The following is a 20,471-nucleotide window of genomic DNA, read 5'->3' on the forward strand; positions in this document are numbered from 1 at the left end:
CGCTGCTCCCGTTGTAACGTCGCTCCCAATGTAACACCGACTTCGCTGTCGCGTTGCCACCGTCGAAATAGAACCCGAAAAACGCAGAAAAACGTAGAGACGTTAGACGTCGAGTTCGTCGCGGAGTCGCCCCAGCGTCACTTCGCGCTCTGCGTGCGCGTTGTGCTGGTGAATCGATTCGTCGTTCGACTGTTTCATGTGGACCACCGCGTCGTCATCGAGATGCTCGAACGAATCGACGGCCATCTCCGCCATCGACCGGACGCAGTCTTCGACGAACTTCGCGTTCGCGTGGGCGTGGTACGTCATGTGGTCTTCGTCCGGGCGCTTTGCGAGGTTGTAGATGCGCGCGGACATCGAATCACGGGCGATATCGATCAGGTCGATCAGGTCGACATCCGGCGACCCTTCCGTTTCGACGGTGAGCGTCGCGTGGCCGCGCTGGGAGTGACCCGGTTGCGGGACCTTTTCGAGGAACTCCTCGATGGTGTCGTCGTCGACCGAGAGGTCTTGGAGCACGTCGCGGGCGCGGGAGGCGGACATTCCCTGCGAGCAGGGACAGACGGTCATTCCGACGACTTCTGCGCCGATCTCTTCGCGGGTTCCGTCCTCGGTAGCGGTCGCACTCGCAATGATCTGGGCGGTGCTTTGCGTGGAGAGACCGCTCGCGGGGGTGTCCTCGCGGACGACGAGTTCAGCGGTCATGCTGACCTTGGCGGTCGACGTGTAGTCGTGTTTCGCGAGGAGGCGCTCGGCGGCGTCGCCGCACATATCTTCGACGCGGTAGGCGGGTTCGGAGACCGCCGCTTCGAGCACCTCGTCGATGACCTGCATATTTCGGCTCATGTCGATGCCCTTGCGGCCTCCCGGAAGATCGACGAAGACTTCGAACTCCGCCATCAAGACGAGGGGACGCTTTCCGTCGCGGGCGATCTTGACGAGCTTCTCGACGCCTGTGACGCCGACTTGGCTCAACCCGACGGTCACGTCCGGCTGAGAGGCCTGGACGTCAGGCAACTGGTGACTCATCGGCGAGTAAGAAGTGCTGTTGCTGATTAGTGCTTTCGATAGGGGAACGGAATCACGAGAAGAAACGGCAATGTGCGCTGGATTTTCTACCTAGAACGATTTTCGGGAGTAGTCTGGCTACCGAGTGTCGTTTCTGTGTCGTCACTGCCGTCACGACTGTCGCCGAGTAACCTGTCTCTCCTTGCCATTCTAAACCCAACAATCATCCAGCACCAATGATTCCGTGAGTAAGTTCGGTCCACTCGATTTCTGTAAAAGTGTACATTTCGCTGTTCTACTCGCGTTTACCTCCTCACCACAGAGATAATTGACACAACCTATATGTTCCAAGTCAACATAGGACATGGCATGAGTGCCGAAAGCCTCGAACGAGAAACGCGGAGCTATCTGAGCAATAACGTCCCGCAGATACAGGAACACGGCGGCTTCTTCGAGATACAAGACATCGACGAGGAGACCGGAGAAGTGACCGTCGCCATCGGCGGTGCGTGCTCCGGATGTGGTATCGCACCGATGACGATGAACGCAATCAAACACCGACTGCCCGACGAACTCGAAGAGATTTCGAAAGTGAACGTGATTCGGGCGGGCGGCCCGCGCGCCGCCGTGATGCCAACCAAGACAGAAGATATGGAAGAAATGGAGGAGTACGAAGACTACTCCCCACCGTTCTGAGCGATTCCGGATTCACTTCGTATTCTATTCGACACTTGCGCACACGGAGTGCTGTTGCTGAGTAGACTTTGAAGCGAGACCGAAACGGTCAGAAAGCGGACCGCTACGGCGCTACATTCCGACGAGGGCTGCTGTCTCCCCGACGATGGCTGTCGTTTTCCGACTACGGCCAGTCGTCGCGGCCGTCGTCTTCGAAGGGGTCTTCGACGGGTTCGTCGTCATCGGCGAGCGCCCACTCGGCGGCCTCGGCGGCGTCTTCGACGGCGAGATACTCCCAACCGGTCTCCTCGGCCATCTCGCGGTCCTCGTCGGACGTGCCGATGAAGACGTGTCTGTCGGTGTCGAACTGGCGCATCACGTTTCCGAGGCTCTCTTCGACGCCGCGTGGCCCGGAGAAGAAATCCTGACGGATGCGCTCTTTCCGAGTGAAGTTGGTCACAACGTAGGTGGGCTTTTCGCTCACCACGCCGACGTACTTCGTCCACGTCCGGGCGTCCGAAAACGCCGCGTTCGGGTCTGCAAGGTGTTTGAGTGCCTCTAGTTCGAACGCGAGCGTCATCGTCCCTTGTCCGCCACCTGCTGCCATACCCGCCGATATGCAGCGAAGCGTGGAAAACCACTTCGGTCCTCGCCGTCAGCCGAGAAGTGGGTTGGCCGACAGCCGGGGAGCCGAGAGCCGGGGGCTGAAAGCCGATTCGGACGACCGACGACGTGGTAGTGGAGAGTGTTGCTGTGACGAGTCTACCGGAGACTCACGTCTGACTGATCTCGAAGATATGACACTCCGCGGAGAACACCCGGAGAGTTCACTGAATGCGGACGTATTCGGTAAATACGACGACATCGCCACGCGAGAGGCGCGTGGTCGACGGGTCGATGTCGAGTTCTCCCGTCGGGAGTGCAGTCAAGAGTGCGTCCTGTGTCCGCTCGCCCAATTCGTCGAAGTGGTGCACGCGGGCACTGCTGGGAACATCAGTAACGGGGACGACAGTCGGCGTCGTAGTGACGTCTGTAGCAGACGTTGGCTGTCCATCCATTGATGACATGTGATAACACACATCAGTAAATAACATAAATGTTTGGTATATTCGATGTTCGTACTACGGCGGGGAACAAACCGCGATTCTCGGTTGAGCAAAGCAGGAATCGGAGAAGAGACAGGCAGTCGCAAAGATGCGAACTGCGGCGAAAACCGTGAGTCTCCGAGAGAGTCAGTCGAGACGAACGCAGTCGCGGCTGTGCGAGATGAAAATAACGGGGTATGTCGACCCGGTTACTGTTCTGCTGCTGCGCCTTCGAGGTCGTCCAGCTCGAAGTCCTGTTTCATCAGGACGTCTTTCTGTCCGCTGATGTCGACCTGTTCGCGCATGAGCTTCTTGTACTTCGTCTGCGGCGAGAGGTCGCCGATGAGGACGCCACCGACGATTTTGCCGTCCTTGATGGCGAGACGCCGCCATTCGGTGTCGGAGTACTTCGCTTCGACGTGGTCGTCGCCGAGGGTCGGGTGACCGAACGAGAGGAACGGGAAGTCGAAGTGCGTAATGGAGTACGACGAGACCCAGCGGAACTCTTCGGAGCCGTAGTCGACCATGTTCTTGGCCGCGATGGTGCCCTGTTCCTTGGCGGAGCCCCACGCACCGTTCTGGGCGCGCTCGCCGAGGATAAGGTCGTGGAACTCGGTGATATCACCGGCCGCGAAGATGTCCTCGTGGCTCGTACACATGAACTCGTCCGTGTAGATACCGTTGTCGTACTCGATACCGGTCCCCTTGATAATCTCCGTATTGAAGTTCAGGCCGATAGCGATACCAACGAAGTCGGCGTCGTAGCGGTCGCCATTGGGGTCGACAGCGGTCGTGACACGGTCGTCGTCGTCGACTTCGAAGTGGTCGACGCCGGAGTCGAAGACGGGTTCGACGTTACGCTCGCGGAGGGCGTTGTGGATAATCTCCGCACCGTCTTGGGAGAGTGCGTAGCGCCACCACGCCTTCCCGCGCATGAGATACTTGCCTTCGACGTCCTGTGCGGCGGTGATGGCCGCGAGGTCGATACCGAGGAGACCTGCGCCGATAACGACGGAGTTGTCGGCCTGCTCGATGTGGTCCTTGATGTCGCGGGCGTCCTGGAACGTCCAGAAGTGGTGAATACCGTCTGCGTCGGAGTTCTCGACGGGAAGCTGCGTCGGCGTGCCACCGATAGCGAGGAGGAGCTTGTCGTAGTCGAACTCGGTACCGTCGTGAGCCGTGACGGTGTGTCCTTCGGGGTCGATATCCGTGATGAGCGTATTCAGGACGAGGTCTACGTCGCGGTCGTCGTACCACGACTCTTCGTGGATGGAGATGGGTGCCTCGGGAAGTTTGCCCTTGGCGAATTCTTTGATCAGAATACGATTGTACAGTGGTTCACCCTCGTCCGTAATGATGGTGATGTCGGCGTCGGGTTCCTCTTCGCGGAGTGTCTCAGCCGCTGAGGCCCCGGCGACACCGTCGCCGACGATCACGTACGATTGACTCATGACCCGACGTTTGTATTCGGGGTTAATGTGGATTGCTATCTCCCTCATGATTGTTTAAAAGTCAAAAGCGGCTCCGAAACGGAATCTGCGAGCAGAACAGCGGTTACTGGCAGTCACACGGCTCGCCCGGACAGCCGCCGTCAGTTACGACGGGGTCAGGGATGCGGCGACGACGGAGTGCCCCACGAGCGAGCGCGGGAACGCCGCTTTTGACGACTGCGTGAGTGGCTTTGCGGAGTGCGAGCACCGTCGCAACGAACCCGACTGGCCAGCCGAGGAACAGCGTGACCAGCCCGAGTACCGGAGCGAAGGGAGCGACGAGGGCCGCAGCGACTGCTGCCGCGACGATACCGATACCTGCTGCAAGCGAGAGGAGCGCCGTCTCCGCGAGTGAGCGATGTCCAGTCTTCGCGTGCGTGTCGAGTTCGTTTGGCGGCGTGTCCTGTCTGTTCGGTTGCATGTCCACTGCGTCAGGAACTCCGGGGTGGTTGTCGTGCGTCATCGTGGTTCTTCTCAACTAGACGAACGACTCCTGCTACCAAAAGGGTAATCAGAATGATATTTTTGTAAGCCGACTTACCGTACCGAGTTTATGCAGTTGCTTCGATAGGTTCGACGGTCGAATCGACAACGAGGAGGGACTCATCGAGGTCGACGACGAGCGCCTCGTCGCCGTATTCGATACGGACGCGGATGTGCCACGGGTCGTCCGAGACCACGGTGAGGGCGTCGTTGCCGACGACCCACGGGAACTGCCAGAAGGGCGTTCCGCACACGTCGTTCCCGCGTGAGGAGAGGAACCCGAGGACGGTGGACTCATCGAGAAGGACCAGTCCAACGGGCGAGATAGCTTCGTAGGCACACTGTGCGCAGCGGTGGGTCACGACCACGTCGAGGTCGAACGGTTCGGAGTCACGCGAGAGGTTGGTTCCGGTCGTTCCGCCGCACTCCGGGCAGACGCCGTCGGCGGCGAGACAGTGGAGGTGGCGAACCCGCTGGTCGAACGCCGACAGAAGTGCGTCCGAGGTCCGACCTTCGAGTCCGCCGGGTGGGAACTCCTCGTGCGCGTGAACTCGTGCGCAGTCGGCGCACGAGATGGTGAGTTTCTCGTCGCCGTAGTCGGCTTCGAGTGACCCACCGCACGAGACGCATGCCCCGGGTGCGGGGAATGCCGGGAGGACCGGGTCTTCGTTGAACGTTCCGGCCAATACGGCGCGGACGACCTTCTCACCGGCGTGGCGGAAGTCGTAGCCGTCGTCGGTTTTGCGGACGAACTGGCCGCGGAGTTTCCCGAGATGGTAGTTGAACCGCGCGCTATCGTCGACGCCGACCCGTCGACGAAGGTCGGAAAACGAGACGGGACGGTCCGGGGACTCCCAGAGCGCTTCGAGAATGGTCAGTCGAGTCTCGTCGGCGACGATTGCGAAGGCTTCGGCGGGGGAGAGACAGTCGTCACAGTCGAGGACGGAGTCCTCGCGGACGGATGCGGAATTACTCATACTCGATGCATGTGGACGAATCACATTAAATAGGTCGTGAAATTTCGTTCAGTATGACGGAGAACGCGGCCGGACATTCGACCTTCAAGAGACGTGGTCTTTAGGTGTATCCGACCCTAAGCCGACGACGAAATGAAAATTCGCCAGAACATTCGTCATTTTGCGACGAAGAAGGCCCTCACGATGCCGGTCATCGGTGACATCGCCACCGAGAAGATGGTGAATCTCCACGTCCGAATCTTCGGCGAGCGCGCGGACCCAGACCACCGAGAAGAGCGCGAAGCCCACATGGCGGCGTTCTTCGAGTGCACCTTCGACACCTACCTCGAAGCGTTAGACGCCGGTTTTTCCGAGGCCGAGGCGCGCGAGATAACTCACATCCAATCTAATTTCGACTTCTACAACCACGGCTGGACCGAGATGATGGAGTTCCCGGTCGACGAGGTAGAAGCTCACTACGAGCGCTACGGGGAGTTCTTCGAGCGCCACGACATCGACATCGCCAACCCGCTGGGTGAGTTCCGGACTATCGACATTCCGGACGCACCCGCGACGTTGGAGAAATTAGACGACCCAGAACACCCGCACGCAGAGGCTGGCTTCGCCGACGACGTGTACGTCGAAGACGAGAGCGGCGATGTCGATGTCGGCGGCACTGAAGAACCGGACGACGTGGACGTGACGGCTGCACCCGGCATGCAAGAAGTCGACAACGCCGACGAAGAAACCGCGTAACAGAGCGTTCAACCCCGACCACTGGTCGGAGGCGTAGTGGCGAAGACCTCAGTCGTCGCTCGGCACGCGAGGGCCAGCGTCGACGACGCTTTCTTTCCACGTTCCGCGCGTGAACCACGCGAACGCGAGGAACGCCGCCGCGACGTTCGAGAAGGCGATACCGTACCAGATACCGGTCGGTCCCATCGAGAAGAACTCGACGAGGACGAACGACGCCGGAATGCGGAGTACCCAAAGCGAGATGAGCGAGAACGTCATCGCCGTTCGGGTCGACCCGCTCCCCCGGAACCCGCCGTTGACGACGTTGAACACCCCGAGGAAGAGGAACGTCGGACCGATGATTCTGAGATACTCGACGCCGATAGAGATGACCGCCTGCTCACCGGGGATGAACACCGCAACGATGGGTTCGGCGAAGAGGTACGCCACCGCGGAGACGAACACCAGTGTGCCCGCGATGATGCCGACCGCCCAGAAGACGGCGCGCTCCGCCCTGTCGGCGTAGTCGGCACCGAGGTTCTGCCCGACCACTGTCGAGACCCCCTGTGCAAGCCCGATAGCCGGGAGGAAGACGAGCGAGTTGAGGCGGTTCCCGATACCGAAGGCGGCGACGGCTGTTTCGGTGTCGACACCGGCCGCGTTGACGGCAGCGTAGGCGACGAGCGCCGTGAGCGCGGTGACGCCGAGCGCGCGGGTCGATTGCTCGATGCTCGACGGTGCGCCGATGCGGACGATTTTCTCGACCGTCTCGCGCTCCGGTACGAGGTCACGGGGCGAGAGGTCGATGCCGACCCGACCGGACAGGAGGAGCCAGAAACCGACGAGCGCGCCGACGCCGCGGGAGAACACCGTGGCGATGGCCGCGCCCTGCACGCCGAACCCGTGGAAGCCGGTCTGTACGAGGAGCCACTGGCGGAGGCCGTCGAGACCGAGCACCGCAAAGACGGGGTTCGCGTCGAACCCGAGGATAAGGAACGGGTCGAGGAAGACGTTGAGGACGACACCGAACGCCATCAGATACATCGGCGTCTTGGTGTCACCCCATCCGCGGAGCAGCGCCTGGAAGATGAAGAAGCCGAACATGAACGCGACACCGAGGAAGATGGTTCGCGTGTAGTCGACCGAGAGGCGGTGAACTTGTGTTCCCGGCGTCGTCCCGATGAGCGGGAGCAGTATCGGCGTCAGGAAGTAGCCGAGGATGGCGAACCCGGTCGACAGGAGAATGACGAACCCGAGGGTCTGTCCGGCGACGCGGTTGACCTGGTCGTGGTTACCTGCGCCCTTGTTCTGAGCGACCAGCACCGTCCCGGCGACGGTGAACCCGCCGCCGAAGGAAATCATGAGGAAGACGAGCGGCCACGAGAACGAGAGGGCCGAGACCGCATCGGCACCGACGCGGCCGACCCAGAAGGTGTCCGCGAGGTTGTACGCGACCTGCATCAACTGCGAGAGCACGATTGGAAGCGACAGCACCAACATCGGCTTGACGAGGTCGCCGTCGACGAGGTCGACGTCCTTCGGTTTCGCGCTCATCAGGTTCCCTCCTCGCGGACGAGGTGCGACACGACGAACTCGTCGAGCGCGGCGCGCACATCGTGCGGCGCTTCGTGTGCGGGCGTTCGCTCACCTTCCGCCGTCGGTTCGGCCACGACGACCCGTTGCAGTCGTGCACCGTCGAGCGCAGCGAAGAGGAGCGTCGCCGTGCGGTCGGCGTCGACCTCGCGGAAGACGCCCTGTTCGATACCGTCGCGGATGACATCGGCGAACCGCCCGCGAATTGCCGCCTCGCTCTGGGCGATTTGCTCGCGGTAGGTCTCCACGTAGGGTGCTTGCGTCCGAATTTCCGCCAAGGCGAGACCGAAGCGGTCGTACTCGCCGTCGTCGTCCTCGTCCGGGACCATCTTGTCGAGGAGGAATCGAAGTCGCTCCTCGGGAGCGTCGCCTTCGGTCGCTTCGACCCGCTTTTCGAAGCGCTCGAAGAGGAAGCCGAGAAACGCGACGAGTAGTTCGCGCTTCGTCCCGTAGTGGTAGTGGAGGAGGGACTTGCTCTTTCCAGCCTCGTCGGCGATTCGTTGCATCGTCAAATCGGCGTACCCGTGGGCACACAGCGCCCGATAGGTCGCCTCCATCAACGTTTGGTGAACGTCGTCGGGGACCGATTGGTCAGACGTTTCGTCAGAACTCACTAACTGACTAGTCAGTCAGCGAGTTCAAAAGGGGTTTCGAATAGAAAATAGATTGCCGGTAAGCGTGGTATGAGCTGTCGCTTCGCGGTGGACGCATGGAAAACGCAAATCGGGACGTACGCCGAGAGAGCAGCCGATTACAGTCAGTCGACGATTCGGTCGGCGACTTCGTAGCCTGCGACGATACCGCCGTTCAGCGAGCGCTCGGGGTACTGCGCTTCGGACGCCATTCCGGCGTAGTAGACGCCCTCGGCGACGTCGTCTGCGAGGTCGTAGGGAACGACGAGGTCGAGGTAGCCGCGTTCGTACACCGGCCCGGCACGGGGGTTCCGGGAGACGCGGAACTCCTCGACGGCCGAGCGGTCGAAGTCGGGGTACATGGATTCGATTTCGTCGAACCACACGTCGTAGACTTCGTCGTCGTCCATCTGCCAGAGGTCCTCGTGGGGTCCCTGTACGTAGCTTGCGATGTAGAGGAGGTGGTCGCCGCCGTAGCGCTCTTTCGGGATGAAGTTCGTGTGCTCGATGAGCGAGCCAAAGGGCGCGTCGTGGGCGATGTTGAGCCAGTAGGTGTCCATCAGCGACTCGGACATCGTCGCGAGGCCGCAGACTGCGCCCTGGAAGTCGATGTCGCACTCGAATCCGGTCAGGTCTTCGAGCACGTTCGGCATCGTCGCGACAATCACCGAATCGACCTCGTGGGTTTCGGTTCCGTCTTCTGTTTCGACGGTCAACGTGCTTACTTCCTCGCCGTCGGTGTCGAGTTCAGTCACGCGAGCGCCGGTTTGGATGTTTTCGCGGCCAACCGCGCCTACGAGGGCGTCGATAAGTGGCTCAAAACCGCCGTCGAAGTACCCGAGTTTCTCGCCGCGGAGGAGGTCACGCTCGCCGCGGAAACGGACGCGTCCGAGGAACCACGCCGCCGACACGTCGTGTTTGCGCTCGCCGAACTTCCCATCCAAGAGCGGGTCGACGAAGTTGTCGTAGACGCCCTCCGTCGTGTGTTCGACGACGAAATCCTTGATGGGCGTGTGTTCGTACTCTGAGAGCGTCTCGTAGGCGTTGACGTCCGGAATCCCGCCGCGAACGTCGACACCGAGCGTGAGCATTCCGAGGCGGAACTTGTCGTAGAAGCTCATGTGCGGATAGGCCGCGATTTGCCACGCGGTGTCCAGCGGGTGGGCTACTCCGTCGACGTAGTAGGCGTTCTTGCCGATGCGCCACTCTAAGTCGTCGCCGAGGCCGAGTTCTTCGGCGAGTTCGACGATGGTCTCTTCGGATTTCGAGAGGTGATGGTAGTACCGCTCGATGTCGTCGCCTTTCGTCTCGTAGGTGGCCGCGAGGCCGCCGAGTGAGTCGGCCGCCTCGAAGATTCGAACGTCGTGACCCCGGTTACGGAGTCGGTGCGCCGCAGCGAGACCCGCAATGCCGCCGCCGACGATACCTATCATAGCCCGGATTTCGATGTGCGGCGGAAAGTCCTTTCTGATGTGGTCAGTGCCGGTTTCGACGGGGGAATTTTAACCCCGGTCGATAGAGTGCGGAGCATGCAGGGCGCGTCTCAATGGCAGGCTACGCCGTACACGATTCCGCTTGGGGTCGGTGCCGGTCTCTTCGTAGCCCTCGGACTGTATCTTCTCCACCGCCAGACGGAACGCCGCCTCATCCCGGGCGCGGCACTCGGTGCACTCCTGTTGTTCGCATCGGGGCTCTGGATGGGGCTGTACGCGCTCGAACTCTCCCGAACCGGCTTCGCGACCAAGGTGCTTTTGAACCAACTCGGCTATTTCGGCATCGCGCCGCTCCCGTTGCTGTGGTTCGCGTACGTGATGCGTCACGCCGGATTTGATGATTTGCCGCGGTCGGCGTGGGCGGCCCTCGGGAGTGTCCCTGTCGTCACAATCGGACTCGTCCTGACGAACCAGTGGCACAAACTCATCTGGACCGACCTGCGGCTCTCCACGCAGCCTGGGTACGTCGTCCTCGTGAACGAACACGGCGTCGCGTTCACTGTCTACATCATCTACGCGTACGTACTCGTCTTCGCGGGCGTCGGCATCCTCGTTCGGACGCTCTTCCGTGCTAGTGGAATCCATCGAAAACAGACACTCGGGTTGCTCGTCGGCGGTCTCATCCCTGCGGCTGGTGGCATCATCTACATCACCGACCTGAGTCCCGTTTCGGGCCTAAACCTCCCCGCACTGGCGTTTTCGCTCACCTCGGCAGCCGTCGCGTGGAGTGTCTTCCGACACCGACTGTTCACGCTCGTTCCGGTCGCATGGGAGTCCGTCATCGAGTCGATGCACGACGCCGCCATCGTCCTCGACAACGACAGGCGAGTGCTCGATGCGAATCCAGCGAGTGAGCGACTCCTCACCCGTTCGCTCGAAGGGTCATACGGGCAGTTGGTCGACGACGTGTTGTTACCCGAAGTCGTTGCTGCGCTTCCTGCAACTCCCAACGCGGAGGCGACGGTCACACTCGACGGCGAGGAACGGGACCTGTTGGTGGAGACGACACCGCTCGGCGAGGAGTCGCTGACCACGGGAACACTCGTTCTCGTCCGCGACATCACTGAGCGTACGGAGCGCGAACGACAACTCCAGCGCCAGAACGAGCGCCTCGATGAGTTCGCTTCGGTCGTCTCCCACGACCTGCGAAACCCGCTTACGGTCGCCTGCGGCTATCTGGAACTGGCACAGGAGACCGGTGACGACCAGTACTTCCAACGGGTCGAAGAAGCCCACGACCGGATGGAGACAATCATCGAAGACCTGCTGACGCTCGCCCGGCAGGGGGAGACACTGACGGACGTGACACCGGTTGCCCTGAAGACGGTCGCGCAGGAGGCATGGGACAGTACCGCCGTCGGCGACGCCACGCTCGATGTTCGACTGGACCGGACGATTGCTGCCGACCGGGGGCGACTCCGCCAACTGCTCGAAAACCTGTTTCGGAACTCGGTAGAACACGGTGAGACAGACGAGTTCGCGTCCGACGACCGCTCAATCACTGTTACTGTCGGTGCGCTGGACGACGGGTTCTACGTCGAAGACGACGGTCCCGGAATCCCCGAGCGGGAGCGAGAAAACGTGTTCGAACGTGGCTACACGACACACGAAGACGGCACCGGCTTCGGCCTTCCTATCGTCAAATCAATCGCCGACGCCCACGGCTGGTCAGTCGACCTCGTGGCGTCATCGTCCGGCGGGGCGCGGTTCGAGTTCACCGACGTAGCAGCCGAACCGGAGGCCGTGGCCGCAGAGAACCGAGAAGCGACCGAATAGCTGGACGGCTGACTGACTGATTGGATTGGTGAGTAGAATTACACGTCTGCGGGACAGTTGCGACGTTCGCCACATTTTTATCTGCGATACGGCAACTGCGGGCATGGTTACGGTCCGCGCACCCGCCACGAGCGCCAATCTCGGAAGTGGGTTCGACGTTTTCGGAGTGGCTCTCGACCGCCCCGCTGACGTCGTTCACGTCGAAAAGGCGGACCGCACAACAATCGAGGTCACGGGCGTCGGTCGCCAGTACATTCCGACTGACCCGGACCGAAACGTCGTCGGTGCCGTCGCCGAGGCACTCGACGCCCCCGCACACATTCGTATCGACAAAGGTGTCCGGCCCTCGTCGGGTCTCGGGTCGTCGGCCGCGAGTTCCGCCGCGGCCGCAGTCGCCCTGAACGAACTGTACGACCGCGGACTCTCCCGCGAGGAACTCGTCCCGGTCGCCGCTGAGGGGGAGGCAGTCGTCTCCGGCGAACCCCACGCCGACAACGTCGCGCCCGCACTGCTCGGCGGTTTCACCGTCGCAACCGACGACGGAGTCACGACTGTCGACGCCGACATCCCGCTCGTCGCGTGCCTTCCCGAAATCGCCGTCTCGACTCGCGATGCACGGCGTGTCGTCCCGAGTCGGGCCAGCATCGAAGACATGGTTCACACGGTCGGTCGGGCAGCGACGCTCGCTGTCGGGATGTGCCGTCGCGACCCCGAACTCGTCGGGGCCGGGATGGACGACCGCATCGTCACGCCGGCACGAGCGGAACTCATCACCGGCTATCACGATGTTCGAGAGGCGGCACTCGAAGCCGGGGCGGAAGGCGTCACCGTCTCAGGTGCCGGCCCGTCGGTTCTCAGTGTGTGCCACGCCAGCGACCGAACTCGCGTTGCGGGTGCGATGCTCGAAGCCTTCGACGAGACCGATGTGGCTGCCCGCGCCTACAAGACGCGTGTCGGTCGCGGCGCTGAAATATTTGATATCTGAATGGTATAGAGAGAACAACTAGCACACCAAATTATGGTGTTTTTTGGACCCTGAGCCACTGGAAAAAGTTCTCACGGTCCGTGTTAACACGATTCCGAGAAGACTTTTCTCATTTACGCGAGACATTCAGGATATGCAACGAGCACTCGTCGTCGTCAGTCCGAACGAACGGTCGAATCGAATCCTCCGCGAAGCAGGCGAACTCGCCGCCGGCAGCGGAGCGGAACTCGTCGTCCTCACCGTCCTCCCCGACGAGGAGTTCGAGCGCACGCGCTCGGCCCTCGCCGATGTCGGGTCGTCCGATGTCGTCTACGGCATCGACCAGGCAACCGAGTCGGCCACGCGCAAAGCCAAGCGTCTCGCACGCGAGGCTCTCGACGACCTCGATGTCGACTACCGAGTCGTCGCCGACATCGGCCCGGAAGTCGATTCGGTTCTCGAAACGGCCGAGGCGGAATCGTGCGACCACCTCTTCGTGTCCGGTCGCCGCCGCTCGCCGACAGGGAAGCTTCTCTCTCGGGACGTGACCCAGACGGTCATGCTCAACTTCGACGGGCCGGTCACCGTCCTCCTCGGCGAAGAGTCAGAGACGGAAGACGACTCGAATCGGAAGTCCCGCGCGCTCGCGTAAGACTGCCAAGAGAACCCGCGTACGTGGACGCGTCGGCGACGAACACGATTCTCATTTTCCGACACCGCCGACAGTCGTACCTCGAAAACGCGCATTACTGCCGACCTGTAGACACCACTGTCGACCTGTAGAGACTGGTCCGTGTGTCACGCGTCGTTCGGCGACAACAATCTAAGCGTCGCGCTCACGACTGTTTCGTAGCAAAAGCGGTCGAAATCGGTACGAGAGTGGAGTGAGAAGTCGCTTAGACGCCGCGGCCTTGCAGCTTCTTCTCTTCGGGCATGTCGACGTTCGCTTCGCCCTTCATGCCCTTGCCGATGCCGGAGGCGATGTCGGCGAGTTTCTCGGGGTCGTCCCAGTTGTTGACGGCCTCGACGACTGCCTCGCCCATCGTCTCTGGGTCCTCTGCGCCGAAGATGCCGGAGCCGACGAAGATACCGTCACACTCGTGGTACATCATGAGCGCCGCGTCGGCGGGCGTCGCGATGCCACCGGCGGCGAAGTTCACGACCGGCAGCCGACCCATCTCGGCTGTCTCGTGGACGAGGTCAGCAGGTGCTTCGTGCTCGCGAGCCCACTTCTCGCGCTCGTCGAAGTTCAGACCCGTAAGCGTCCGAATCTGGTTTTTGATGGTCCGCTGGTGAGTGACGGCCTGGTTGACGTCGCCAGTACCGGCTTCTCCCTTGGTGCGAATCATCGCGGCACCCTCGTTGATGCGGCGGAGCGCCTCGGGGAGGTTGCGCGCACCACAGACGAACGGCGACGTGAACTCGCGCTTGTCGATGTGGTATTCGTTGTCCGCCGGGGTGAGAACCTCACTCTCGTCGACCATGTCGACACCGATAGCTTCGAGAATCTGTGCTTCGGTGTAGTGGCCGATGCGGGCCTTGCCCATCACCGGGATGGAGACGGCGTCGATGATTTCTTTGACCTTCTCGGGGTCGGCCATCCGAGAGACGCCACCACGCTTGCGGATGTCGGCCGGAACGGCTTCGAGTGCCATTACGGCGACTGCGCCCGCCTCCTCGGCAATCTTCGCTTGCTCTGCGTTGACAACGTCCATGATGACGCCGCCTTTCTGCATCTGGGCGAACCCGCGCTTGACGAGTTCGGTCCCACGCCGGAGTTCCTCAAGGTCGGTCTCCTCAGCCATGTCCGTGGGTTGCGACCGGGTACACTTAAGCAATCGCTTCCGCTCGTCAGTTCTTCGCACGGTCGGCCCCTCCATGGGTGAGACCGGCACCGCTTTGGCTTCCCCCTACTTCGGCGTGTATATGGACGAGGCGACGCGATTACGCCACATACTCGACGACCCGAGACGCCTCTTCGGCGACGACGACTTGCCGCCCACGACGAATCTGCCGCGGTGGCTCGCGCCCCTCCCGGAGTGGCTGGAAAATTTCGGACTCAATATCGCGTGGCTCGTCGTCGTCATCAACCTCGTCGGGACCGCGTTCGGGTTCTGGTACTACGGCTTCCAGTTCAGCATCGAACCGACGGTAATGTGGCCGCTCGTTCCCGATAGCCCCGTCGCTACGCTCTTTATCGCACTCTCACTCGCGTTCTGGAAACTCGGGCGGTCGAACGAGTATATCAACGCGCTCGCGTTCTTCGGCTGTCTCAAACTCGGGTTGTGGACGCCGTACGTGCTTCTCGTGTTCAAAAGCGACTTCTCGTATCTCCACTGGGCGATGTACAACTTCCTCTTTTGGAGCCACCTCGCCATGGTCGTCGAGGCGTTTCTCATCCAGCGCTACGCCCGGTTTCCCATCGGTGCCGTCCTCGTCGCGGTCGTCTGGTACGGTTTCAACGACCTCGTCGACTACTTCGTCCCCATCGTCGGGTCGGCGCACCACACGCTCATTCCCGCCGAACCAATCGTCGATGGCGTCGTCCAGCACGTCGCGCCAGCCCACGAACTCGCCGCCGCCGGTGCTGTCGTACTGACGTTCGCGGCGACGTTCCTCGCGCTTGCGACGCGGGTAGAGAAGGTCGAACACGGCGCGGTCTGAATCACAAACGCAACACAGTTCGAATCGGCACCAACCGGCCCGACGTGTACGTTTTTAGGCCTCCGAATCCAACTGCTCACTCGATGACTCTTTTCGACCGCGTGGCTGACCTGCCGCTCACCGTCGAGTCTGTCACCCGCGACCGCTTCGAGAGCGACACGTCGAGTGACTTTCTCCGCAAGACAACGGTCTTCTCACTCTCCGGCGACGGCGACGTTGGCCGTGGCGAAGACGTAACGTACGACTCGGAGGACCACGACGCCCTCGCTGACGCGCCCGACGACGTGTTTGACCTTCAGGGGGCGTACGACTCCTTCGCCGACTTCTCCGCTGCTCTCGACGATGTGGACCTGTTCCCGACGAAGGGACCCGAACGCGAGACATCGGTGCACTACCGTCGCTGGGCGCTCGAATCCGCCGGACTCGACCTCGCGCTCCGACAGCACGGGACCGACCTCGCGGCGGCACTCGGTCGCGAGCGCGACCCGGTTCGGTTCGTGGTGAGCACGCGACTCGGCGACTCACCATCGGCCGACCGAATCGAGATGCTCCTCGACCGCGACCCCGACTGCGAGTTCAAACTGGACCCCACGTCGGCGTGGGACGACGACCTCGTGGCGACCCTCGCCGAGCGGGACTGTGTCCGCATCCTCGACCTCAAGGGCCAGTACAAGAACACCTCTGTCGATCAGGAAGCAGACCCTGCACTCTACGAGCGAATCATCTCGGGATTCCCCGACGCCGTGATAGAAGACCCCGAGTTCACCGACGAGACCCGACCGTTATTCGACGGCGAGAAATCGCGTGTTTCGTGGGACGCGCCGATTACGGGCGTCGAGTCGGTCGAAGAACTCCCGTTCGAACCGTCGTGGCTCAATATCAAGCCTTCGCGGTTCGGGACCGTCGAGTCACTCTTCGAGACCATCGAGTACGCCGAGGCTCGCGGCATGTCCCTGTACGGCGGCGGCCAGTTCGAACTCGATGTGGGACGCGACCACATCCAACTGCTCGCGTCGGTGTTCTATCCGGACGGCCCGAACGACGTAGCTCCTCGCGGCTACAATCTCCCGGACCCGCCGAGCGGACTTCCGCGGAGTCCGCTGACCCCGAGTAACGACCCGTCGGGTCTCGAGTTCTAAAGAGTACAGCGAGAGTTCCACGGACCACCTGACCGTGGTACTCTACACCGTCTGGACTGCTATCGGTGGTTGGTTGTGCGACACGTTGGCGGCCCCGCACACACCAGAGCAATACCGGTCTTCCCTCGTACCGTCTCGTTATTCCATCACCAGCGGCCGCGACCCGAATCAACACCGCTGTTGAAAGCGGTTGGACGAGCCTGTCGGGACCGCGAGGCTAGACGCTACACGAACGGCGTCCTCGGCCGTCAGTTCGCCGATTTGAATCGGAACCGGGTCTAGATGAGTTGGGTCGTCGGTGGTTTGTGAGTACCATTCAAGATATTCCTTTTCGAGGTCAGTCAGCGGGCGACGCTGAACGATGTGCCCGTCCATCCGGACGACTATCCGTGCATTTTCGACCGAATCAGGGAGGAATGTCTGAAACGTGGGACCGAACAAGGACCGGATATACCGGTTCTCTTCTGTGGGTGCAGCTACTTCGTAGGCTTCCCCACGGGTCTGGATACTAATGTCGTCTGAGACGAGGTCGTTTCGTCCAATTGAACTCTCAAAACGGTGTTGGAGGTTTTTTGATGAGTTCCAATCCGGTTTTTCGAGTGTGACAGAGACCCTCCCGGACGGTTCGAGAAGGCGACGAACTCTTGTCACCGCCTCACGAACTGGTTGTGATTCAGCACTCACAATACCGACCTGCGTCTTTGTTGCAGAAAGCTCGGGGAGGGAAAGTGCTACACTCGCAGCGGCTTCGTGGAGTGCTTCGACACGTTGGACTAGGAGTGGTGTTTCCCAAGGCCAACTGGACGACCCATCGATATCAGAGAGCGAACCTCCGTCGGTTGTGTAGGTCTCAATCGAGAGAGTGGTCAGGCCCCATAATCGACGGTGGCAGTGGCAGTGTAGCCGCGTTCTTCGAGAGTCCTTTCGACATCCCTCGCTGCAGCTCCTTGATCGAATGGCACCTTAACGAGAGTAACCCGTGACTGTAGAGTTAAGACTGCAGACATACTGGAACAGGAAAGGGTTCGCCCCGAACCAGCCACACAACCAGCAAGGCTACTGGCTGTCAAGAGAGAGATGATCCTGAGAATCCACCGCCGTGATGGCTTTTCCATATGCTTGCTCATAACTCAGCGATAGAAAGGTTCGGGTGGTCGCCGACTACGTCTTGACGCCTGCCGCAATACCTCGTTCGAGTAATTCGACGAGAGATACCACTTCAGAATTCAACGATTCCTGTTCCGCTCCAGAGAGTGTCTTTATCCGCTTGATATGAGTGAACAGTCCGTTGAGTCGTTGCTTCGGGGAGAACATCTTTTGTGGCGCTTGTTTGCTTGAAAGCGTTCCGTCACTGAGACCGATAGCGACCGATTTCGGCTCCCGAAGCGACTGATTTGTAATCGGCCGTACCGACCTGAGAGAGTGACGATTCTTTCTCAATCGCCTCGAAAACGACAGATTCGACTCACTCCTCGCTGTCCGCGTGGGCGCGGACCCACAACTCGCCGATACGGGAGAGTCGCGTCCGGTAGGACTTCCCTCGTTCTTCCTGCTCGATGTAGCCCTTCCCGCCGGGGCCGAGACGGTCCACGTTGTAGATGACCTTCGAGCGGAAAGAATCGGTGTACTCCTCGTTCATCTCGCGGGCGAGCGCCTCCGCGAGTTCCGAGACGGACCCGAACTCGCCGTGTTCGCCGAGTTTGAACAGGATGACTTCCTCGAACGGCTTGACGTTGGAAAAGGAGGCGACGGGCAGTTCGACGATGTGCCGACCGTCGATTTCCTTCGCGCCGATGGTCGTCCCTCGCTCGTCGAATTCCGAGAGGAGGTCCGAGGCGACGTCGAGGCGTTCGCGGATTCGGTCGGCGTCGATTTCACCGGATTCGAGGATATCCTCCAGCAGGTCGCGGCCGGTTCGGAGTTCCTCGGCGAGTTCGGTCTCCAGATACTTCTCGGGGGCCGTGTAGTAGGTGTGGATGCGGTCTCGGTCGGCCTGCCGTTCTACCATGATGGAGTGCGCGGCGGTTGCGAAGGCAAAGGAGACGGGCCGTGGCATCGCGCTCACGTTGACCCACACCTCACCCGGTTCCTCGTCGTCCCCGCGGAGTTCGTCGTCGGCGTCGAGTTCGGCGTTGATGAGGTCGTAGGCCTGCTCGAATGCGGCGTCGTAGTCGTACACGTCGTCGACGATGACCTGCTCGGTCTCCGCGCCGAGGAGGTTCTGGAAGTCCTTGCCGAGTTTCCCCGACAGGTTCCGCGAGTACTCGACGTTCGCTTCGCTCCCGATAGCGCCTTCGAGGAGGATGACGCGGTCAACGTCCAACTGGTCGCGGATGAGTGGCGCGATGAGTCGGTCGTAGTCGAACCCGACGGGAACGATGTGCGTCTGCATACGCTATACTCCGTGGGAACGTTTATTAATCCCCTCAAGTAGCATACCGTTCAATTGTACATTGCCCATGTTCGCACCTCTCCCGTCGCGGGCTTCACAAGAACCGCAGGGCCGAATGTTATAATCGTTTGGCAGGTGAAGATAATTCTCCCCCTGAATCTCACCCTACGCCCCGGGGGCTGATGGGGGGTCTGTGGTTAGCGGGGCGATGAGTGAGAAACCCGTCGGGGAGTTACTTCCGCCCATTGTGCTTGTGGGGTCGGATTGGACAGGTGAACACCACGTCGGTTGGGATGATGTCTACGTTAGTCGCGTTCTGAATGCGGCTGGCGCTGGTTAGATAGTCTCCATTTTGGTCTGTTCTGACCAAATCCTCCGGGGGTTTACCCCCTTCCTCCACGACAAAATGAACGTGCCACTGAGCAGTGAACGAAGGTCCATCTAACGGAACGACGTGGTCGATATCAAATGGAAGTGGGGCTGGATGTGGGCTATGCTCACTTCCATCTACGCCCGTATCAGTCATGGGTTTGATTAACCAAAGCGGTCTGTGGGCCGCTTCGTTTCCTTCATTATCTTTACTCCCCGGGTGTGGCTCCGATTCCAGCATTTCAAAGAGGGTGTTCTGCCCCCACGCGAACGTGTCTTGTCGCCTATTATTCCCAGTATCGCCGGCGGTTGCTGTCCCTACAAGCGTGGTCCCCCCTGCTACACCTGCTCCGATTGTTTTCAGTACTGTTCGTCTGTCGAAAATATGGTCTGCCATTGTTGGGACCCGTCACTGAATTCCGCGTGCACCATGGTAGCTATAAGCTCCCTTCTTCATGTTAATCGTTGGCTATCAATAGGGGTAGAATTAGATGCTCTCGCTGAGATGGATGGTGCGTAGTCTTCTCCCTAACTGCTTGGCAATCATCCATGTCCCGACCATGGAGACAGTGACCCCCGTTGAGTTGACGGGGGTGAGTCCACCGATACCTGGTTTCTCGAATCGTAGACTTAGAGATTCGTCCGAATTGGGTGGTTAGCAGTGGAATCACTCCGTGTTCGTCGGTCGCATCTTCGCGGTTGTGGTCGATGTAGTTGTAAAAAGGGCCAGACTGACGGGTGGCAAATGACGCTTCGAACGAGCCCATAGATGCTCACGAGGGAATGATTTTTTCGCTTACACTAGTTCAGGTCACCCATGGAACGAAACAAGGCACTCACAGTGTACATCATCCTCCCGTGTCTCCTGTTTGGTGCTGTCTTCGTGGCCGCACTCACGAAGCTCTCTACCAGCGTCAGTCTCATCCAACTCCGCCTGTTGACGACCGCATTCGGTGTGGTCTTGACACTAATCGTCTACACGAAGAAAGACGAATTAGCGAAGCAGTAGGCGTCTGC

19 protein-coding genes are annotated in these 20,471 nt (G+C 60.6%); 8 read left to right on the forward strand and 11 right to left on the reverse strand.

What is annotated here, in order from left to right; genetic code table 11:
* Positions 1-102: 102 nt before the first annotated feature.
* Complete coding sequence (gene mptA, locus HFX_RS11715) at positions 103-1,029, reverse strand: GTP cyclohydrolase MptA (protein WP_004059769.1); 927 nt, start codon at positions 1,027-1,029, stop codon at positions 103-105.
* 348 nt (positions 1,030-1,377) lie between these two features.
* Here mptA and HFX_RS11720 point away from each other — a divergent pair, with 348 nt between their 5' ends.
* A complete protein-coding gene (locus tag HFX_RS11720; protein WP_004059768.1) occupies positions 1,378-1,704 on the forward strand; it encodes a NifU family protein in 327 nt (108 codons plus the stop codon).
* Between the two features lie 163 nt (positions 1,705-1,867).
* On the opposite strand, the gene HFX_RS11725 is transcribed toward HFX_RS11720, so the two are convergent.
* The 5 genes from HFX_RS11725 to HFX_RS11745 all read right to left on the reverse strand — a co-directional run bounded on the left by HFX_RS11725 (position 1,868) and on the right by HFX_RS11745 (position 5,718).
* Positions 1,868-2,263, reverse strand: coding sequence for a DUF7124 domain-containing protein (locus HFX_RS11725; protein WP_014732485.1), 396 nt, complete (start codon positions 2,261-2,263; stop codon positions 1,868-1,870).
* A gap of 247 nt (positions 2,264-2,510) precedes the next feature.
* Complete coding sequence (locus HFX_RS11730; RefSeq protein WP_137685680.1) at positions 2,511-2,750, reverse strand: hypothetical protein; 240 nt, start codon at positions 2,748-2,750, stop codon at positions 2,511-2,513.
* 227 nt (positions 2,751-2,977) lie between these two features.
* Complete coding sequence (locus HFX_RS11735) at positions 2,978-4,219, reverse strand: NAD(P)/FAD-dependent oxidoreductase (RefSeq protein ID WP_004059765.1); 1,242 nt, start codon at positions 4,217-4,219, stop codon at positions 2,978-2,980.
* A 103-nt stretch (positions 4,220-4,322) separates the two neighbouring features.
* Entirely contained in the window at positions 4,323-4,721 is a 399-nt protein-coding gene (locus tag HFX_RS11740; RefSeq protein WP_004059764.1) for a hypothetical protein, read from the reverse strand.
* 88 nt (positions 4,722-4,809) lie between these two features.
* Positions 4,810-5,718, reverse strand: a complete 909-nt coding sequence (locus HFX_RS11745; protein WP_004059763.1) for a winged helix-turn-helix domain-containing protein — start codon at positions 5,716-5,718, stop codon at positions 4,810-4,812.
* A gap of 132 nt (positions 5,719-5,850) precedes the next feature.
* Here HFX_RS11745 and HFX_RS11750 point away from each other — a divergent pair, with 132 nt between their 5' ends.
* Positions 5,851-6,453: a DUF6149 family protein gene (locus tag HFX_RS11750; RefSeq protein ID WP_004059762.1), complete on the forward strand. Its 603-nt coding sequence runs from the start codon at positions 5,851-5,853 to the stop codon at positions 6,451-6,453.
* A 48-nt stretch (positions 6,454-6,501) separates the two neighbouring features.
* On the opposite strand, the gene HFX_RS11755 is transcribed toward HFX_RS11750, so the two are convergent.
* From HFX_RS11755 to HFX_RS11765, 3 genes are all read right to left on the reverse strand, one after another.
* Positions 6,502-7,986, reverse strand: coding sequence for an MATE family efflux transporter (locus HFX_RS11755; RefSeq protein WP_004059761.1), 1,485 nt, complete (start codon positions 7,984-7,986; stop codon positions 6,502-6,504).
* The gene (locus HFX_RS11760; protein ID WP_004059760.1) at positions 7,986-8,639 is read right to left on the reverse strand and encodes a TetR/AcrR family transcriptional regulator; all 654 of its coding nucleotides are present in this window, start codon (positions 8,637-8,639) and stop codon (positions 7,986-7,988) included. Before HFX_RS11760 ends, HFX_RS11755 begins: the two co-directional genes overlap by 1 nt.
* A 143-nt stretch (positions 8,640-8,782) precedes the next feature.
* Positions 8,783-10,090: an NAD(P)/FAD-dependent oxidoreductase gene (locus tag HFX_RS11765; protein ID WP_004059759.1), complete on the reverse strand. Its 1,308-nt coding sequence runs from the start codon at positions 10,088-10,090 to the stop codon at positions 8,783-8,785.
* A gap of 96 nt (positions 10,091-10,186) precedes the next feature.
* Between HFX_RS11765 and HFX_RS11770 the strand changes: the two genes are divergently transcribed.
* From HFX_RS11770 to HFX_RS11780, 3 genes are all read left to right on the forward strand, one after another.
* Positions 10,187-11,926, forward strand: coding sequence for a sensor histidine kinase (locus tag HFX_RS11770; protein WP_004059758.1), 1,740 nt, complete (start codon positions 10,187-10,189; stop codon positions 11,924-11,926).
* A 103-nt stretch (positions 11,927-12,029) separates the two neighbouring features.
* Positions 12,030-12,911, forward strand: a complete 882-nt coding sequence (locus HFX_RS11775; protein WP_004059757.1) for a homoserine kinase — start codon at positions 12,030-12,032, stop codon at positions 12,909-12,911.
* A gap of 133 nt (positions 12,912-13,044) precedes the next feature.
* Positions 13,045-13,542, forward strand: a complete 498-nt coding sequence (locus HFX_RS11780) for a universal stress protein (RefSeq protein WP_004059756.1) — start codon at positions 13,045-13,047, stop codon at positions 13,540-13,542.
* A 244-nt stretch (positions 13,543-13,786) separates the two neighbouring features.
* Here the strand turns inward: HFX_RS11780 and pdxS are convergent, their stop codons facing one another.
* Entirely contained in the window at positions 13,787-14,695 is a 909-nt protein-coding gene (pdxS, locus tag HFX_RS11785; RefSeq protein ID WP_004059755.1) for a pyridoxal 5'-phosphate synthase lyase subunit PdxS, read from the reverse strand.
* Between the two features lie 121 nt (positions 14,696-14,816).
* On the opposite strand from pdxS, the gene HFX_RS11790 reads away from it, so the two are divergent.
* Positions 14,817-15,554, forward strand: coding sequence for a DUF1405 domain-containing protein (locus tag HFX_RS11790; RefSeq protein WP_004059754.1), 738 nt, complete (start codon positions 14,817-14,819; stop codon positions 15,552-15,554).
* Between the two features lie 83 nt (positions 15,555-15,637).
* Positions 15,638-16,693, forward strand: coding sequence for an enolase-like domain-containing protein (locus HFX_RS11795; protein WP_004059753.1), 1,056 nt, complete (start codon positions 15,638-15,640; stop codon positions 16,691-16,693).
* 1,465 nt (positions 16,694-18,158) lie between these two features.
* Here HFX_RS11795 and HFX_RS11805 read toward each other — a convergent pair.
* Positions 18,159-19,085 carry an HFX_2341 family transcriptional regulator gene (locus HFX_RS11805; protein WP_004059751.1) on the reverse strand — a complete coding sequence of 309 codons (927 nt, stop codon included), beginning with the start codon at positions 19,083-19,085 and terminating at the stop codon, positions 18,159-18,161.
* Positions 19,086-20,271: 1,186 nt separating this feature from the next.
* On the opposite strand from HFX_RS11805, the gene HFX_RS11810 reads away from it, so the two are divergent.
* Complete coding sequence (locus HFX_RS11810) at positions 20,272-20,463, forward strand: hypothetical protein (protein ID WP_004059750.1); 192 nt, start codon at positions 20,272-20,274, stop codon at positions 20,461-20,463.
* Positions 20,464-20,471: the final 8 nt, after the last annotated feature.

The organism is Haloferax mediterranei ATCC 33500 (assembly GCF_000306765.2).
Taxonomy (GTDB): Archaea; Halobacteriota; Halobacteria; order Halobacteriales; family Haloferacaceae; genus Haloferax; species Haloferax mediterranei.

Coding starts and splice junctions, on each gene's coding strand:
- HFX_RS11805 (WP_004059751.1), bottom strand. CDS start 19,085: ATGCAGACGCACATCGTTCCCGTCGGGTTCGACTACGACCGACTCATC.
- HFX_RS11775 (WP_004059757.1), top strand. CDS start 12,030: ATGGTTACGGTCCGCGCACCCGCCACGAGCGCCAATCTCGGAAGTGGG.
- HFX_RS11795 (WP_004059753.1), top strand. CDS start 15,638: ATGACTCTTTTCGACCGCGTGGCTGACCTGCCGCTCACCGTCGAGTCT.
- HFX_RS11790 (WP_004059754.1), top strand. CDS start 14,817: ATGGACGAGGCGACGCGATTACGCCACATACTCGACGACCCGAGACGC.
- pdxS (WP_004059755.1), bottom strand. CDS start 14,695: ATGGCTGAGGAGACCGACCTTGAGGAACTCCGGCGTGGGACCGAACTC.
- HFX_RS11745 (WP_004059763.1), bottom strand. CDS start 5,718: ATGAGTAATTCCGCATCCGTCCGCGAGGACTCCGTCCTCGACTGTGAC.
- HFX_RS11720 (WP_004059768.1), top strand. CDS start 1,378: ATGAGTGCCGAAAGCCTCGAACGAGAAACGCGGAGCTATCTGAGCAAT.
- HFX_RS11810 (WP_004059750.1), top strand. CDS start 20,272: ATGGAACGAAACAAGGCACTCACAGTGTACATCATCCTCCCGTGTCTC.
- HFX_RS11780 (WP_004059756.1), top strand. CDS start 13,045: ATGCAACGAGCACTCGTCGTCGTCAGTCCGAACGAACGGTCGAATCGA.
- HFX_RS11740 (WP_004059764.1), bottom strand. CDS start 4,721: ATGACGCACGACAACCACCCCGGAGTTCCTGACGCAGTGGACATGCAA.
- HFX_RS11765 (WP_004059759.1), bottom strand. CDS start 10,090: ATGATAGGTATCGTCGGCGGCGGCATTGCGGGTCTCGCTGCGGCGCAC.
- HFX_RS11770 (WP_004059758.1), top strand. CDS start 10,187: ATGCAGGGCGCGTCTCAATGGCAGGCTACGCCGTACACGATTCCGCTT.
- HFX_RS11725 (WP_014732485.1), bottom strand. CDS start 2,263: ATGACGCTCGCGTTCGAACTAGAGGCACTCAAACACCTTGCAGACCCG.
- HFX_RS11750 (WP_004059762.1), top strand. CDS start 5,851: ATGAAAATTCGCCAGAACATTCGTCATTTTGCGACGAAGAAGGCCCTC.
- HFX_RS11730 (WP_137685680.1), bottom strand. CDS start 2,750: ATGTCATCAATGGATGGACAGCCAACGTCTGCTACAGACGTCACTACG.
- HFX_RS11735 (WP_004059765.1), bottom strand. CDS start 4,219: ATGAGTCAATCGTACGTGATCGTCGGCGACGGTGTCGCCGGGGCCTCA.
- mptA (WP_004059769.1), bottom strand. CDS start 1,029: ATGAGTCACCAGTTGCCTGACGTCCAGGCCTCTCAGCCGGACGTGACC.
- HFX_RS11755 (WP_004059761.1), bottom strand. CDS start 7,986: ATGAGCGCGAAACCGAAGGACGTCGACCTCGTCGACGGCGACCTCGTC.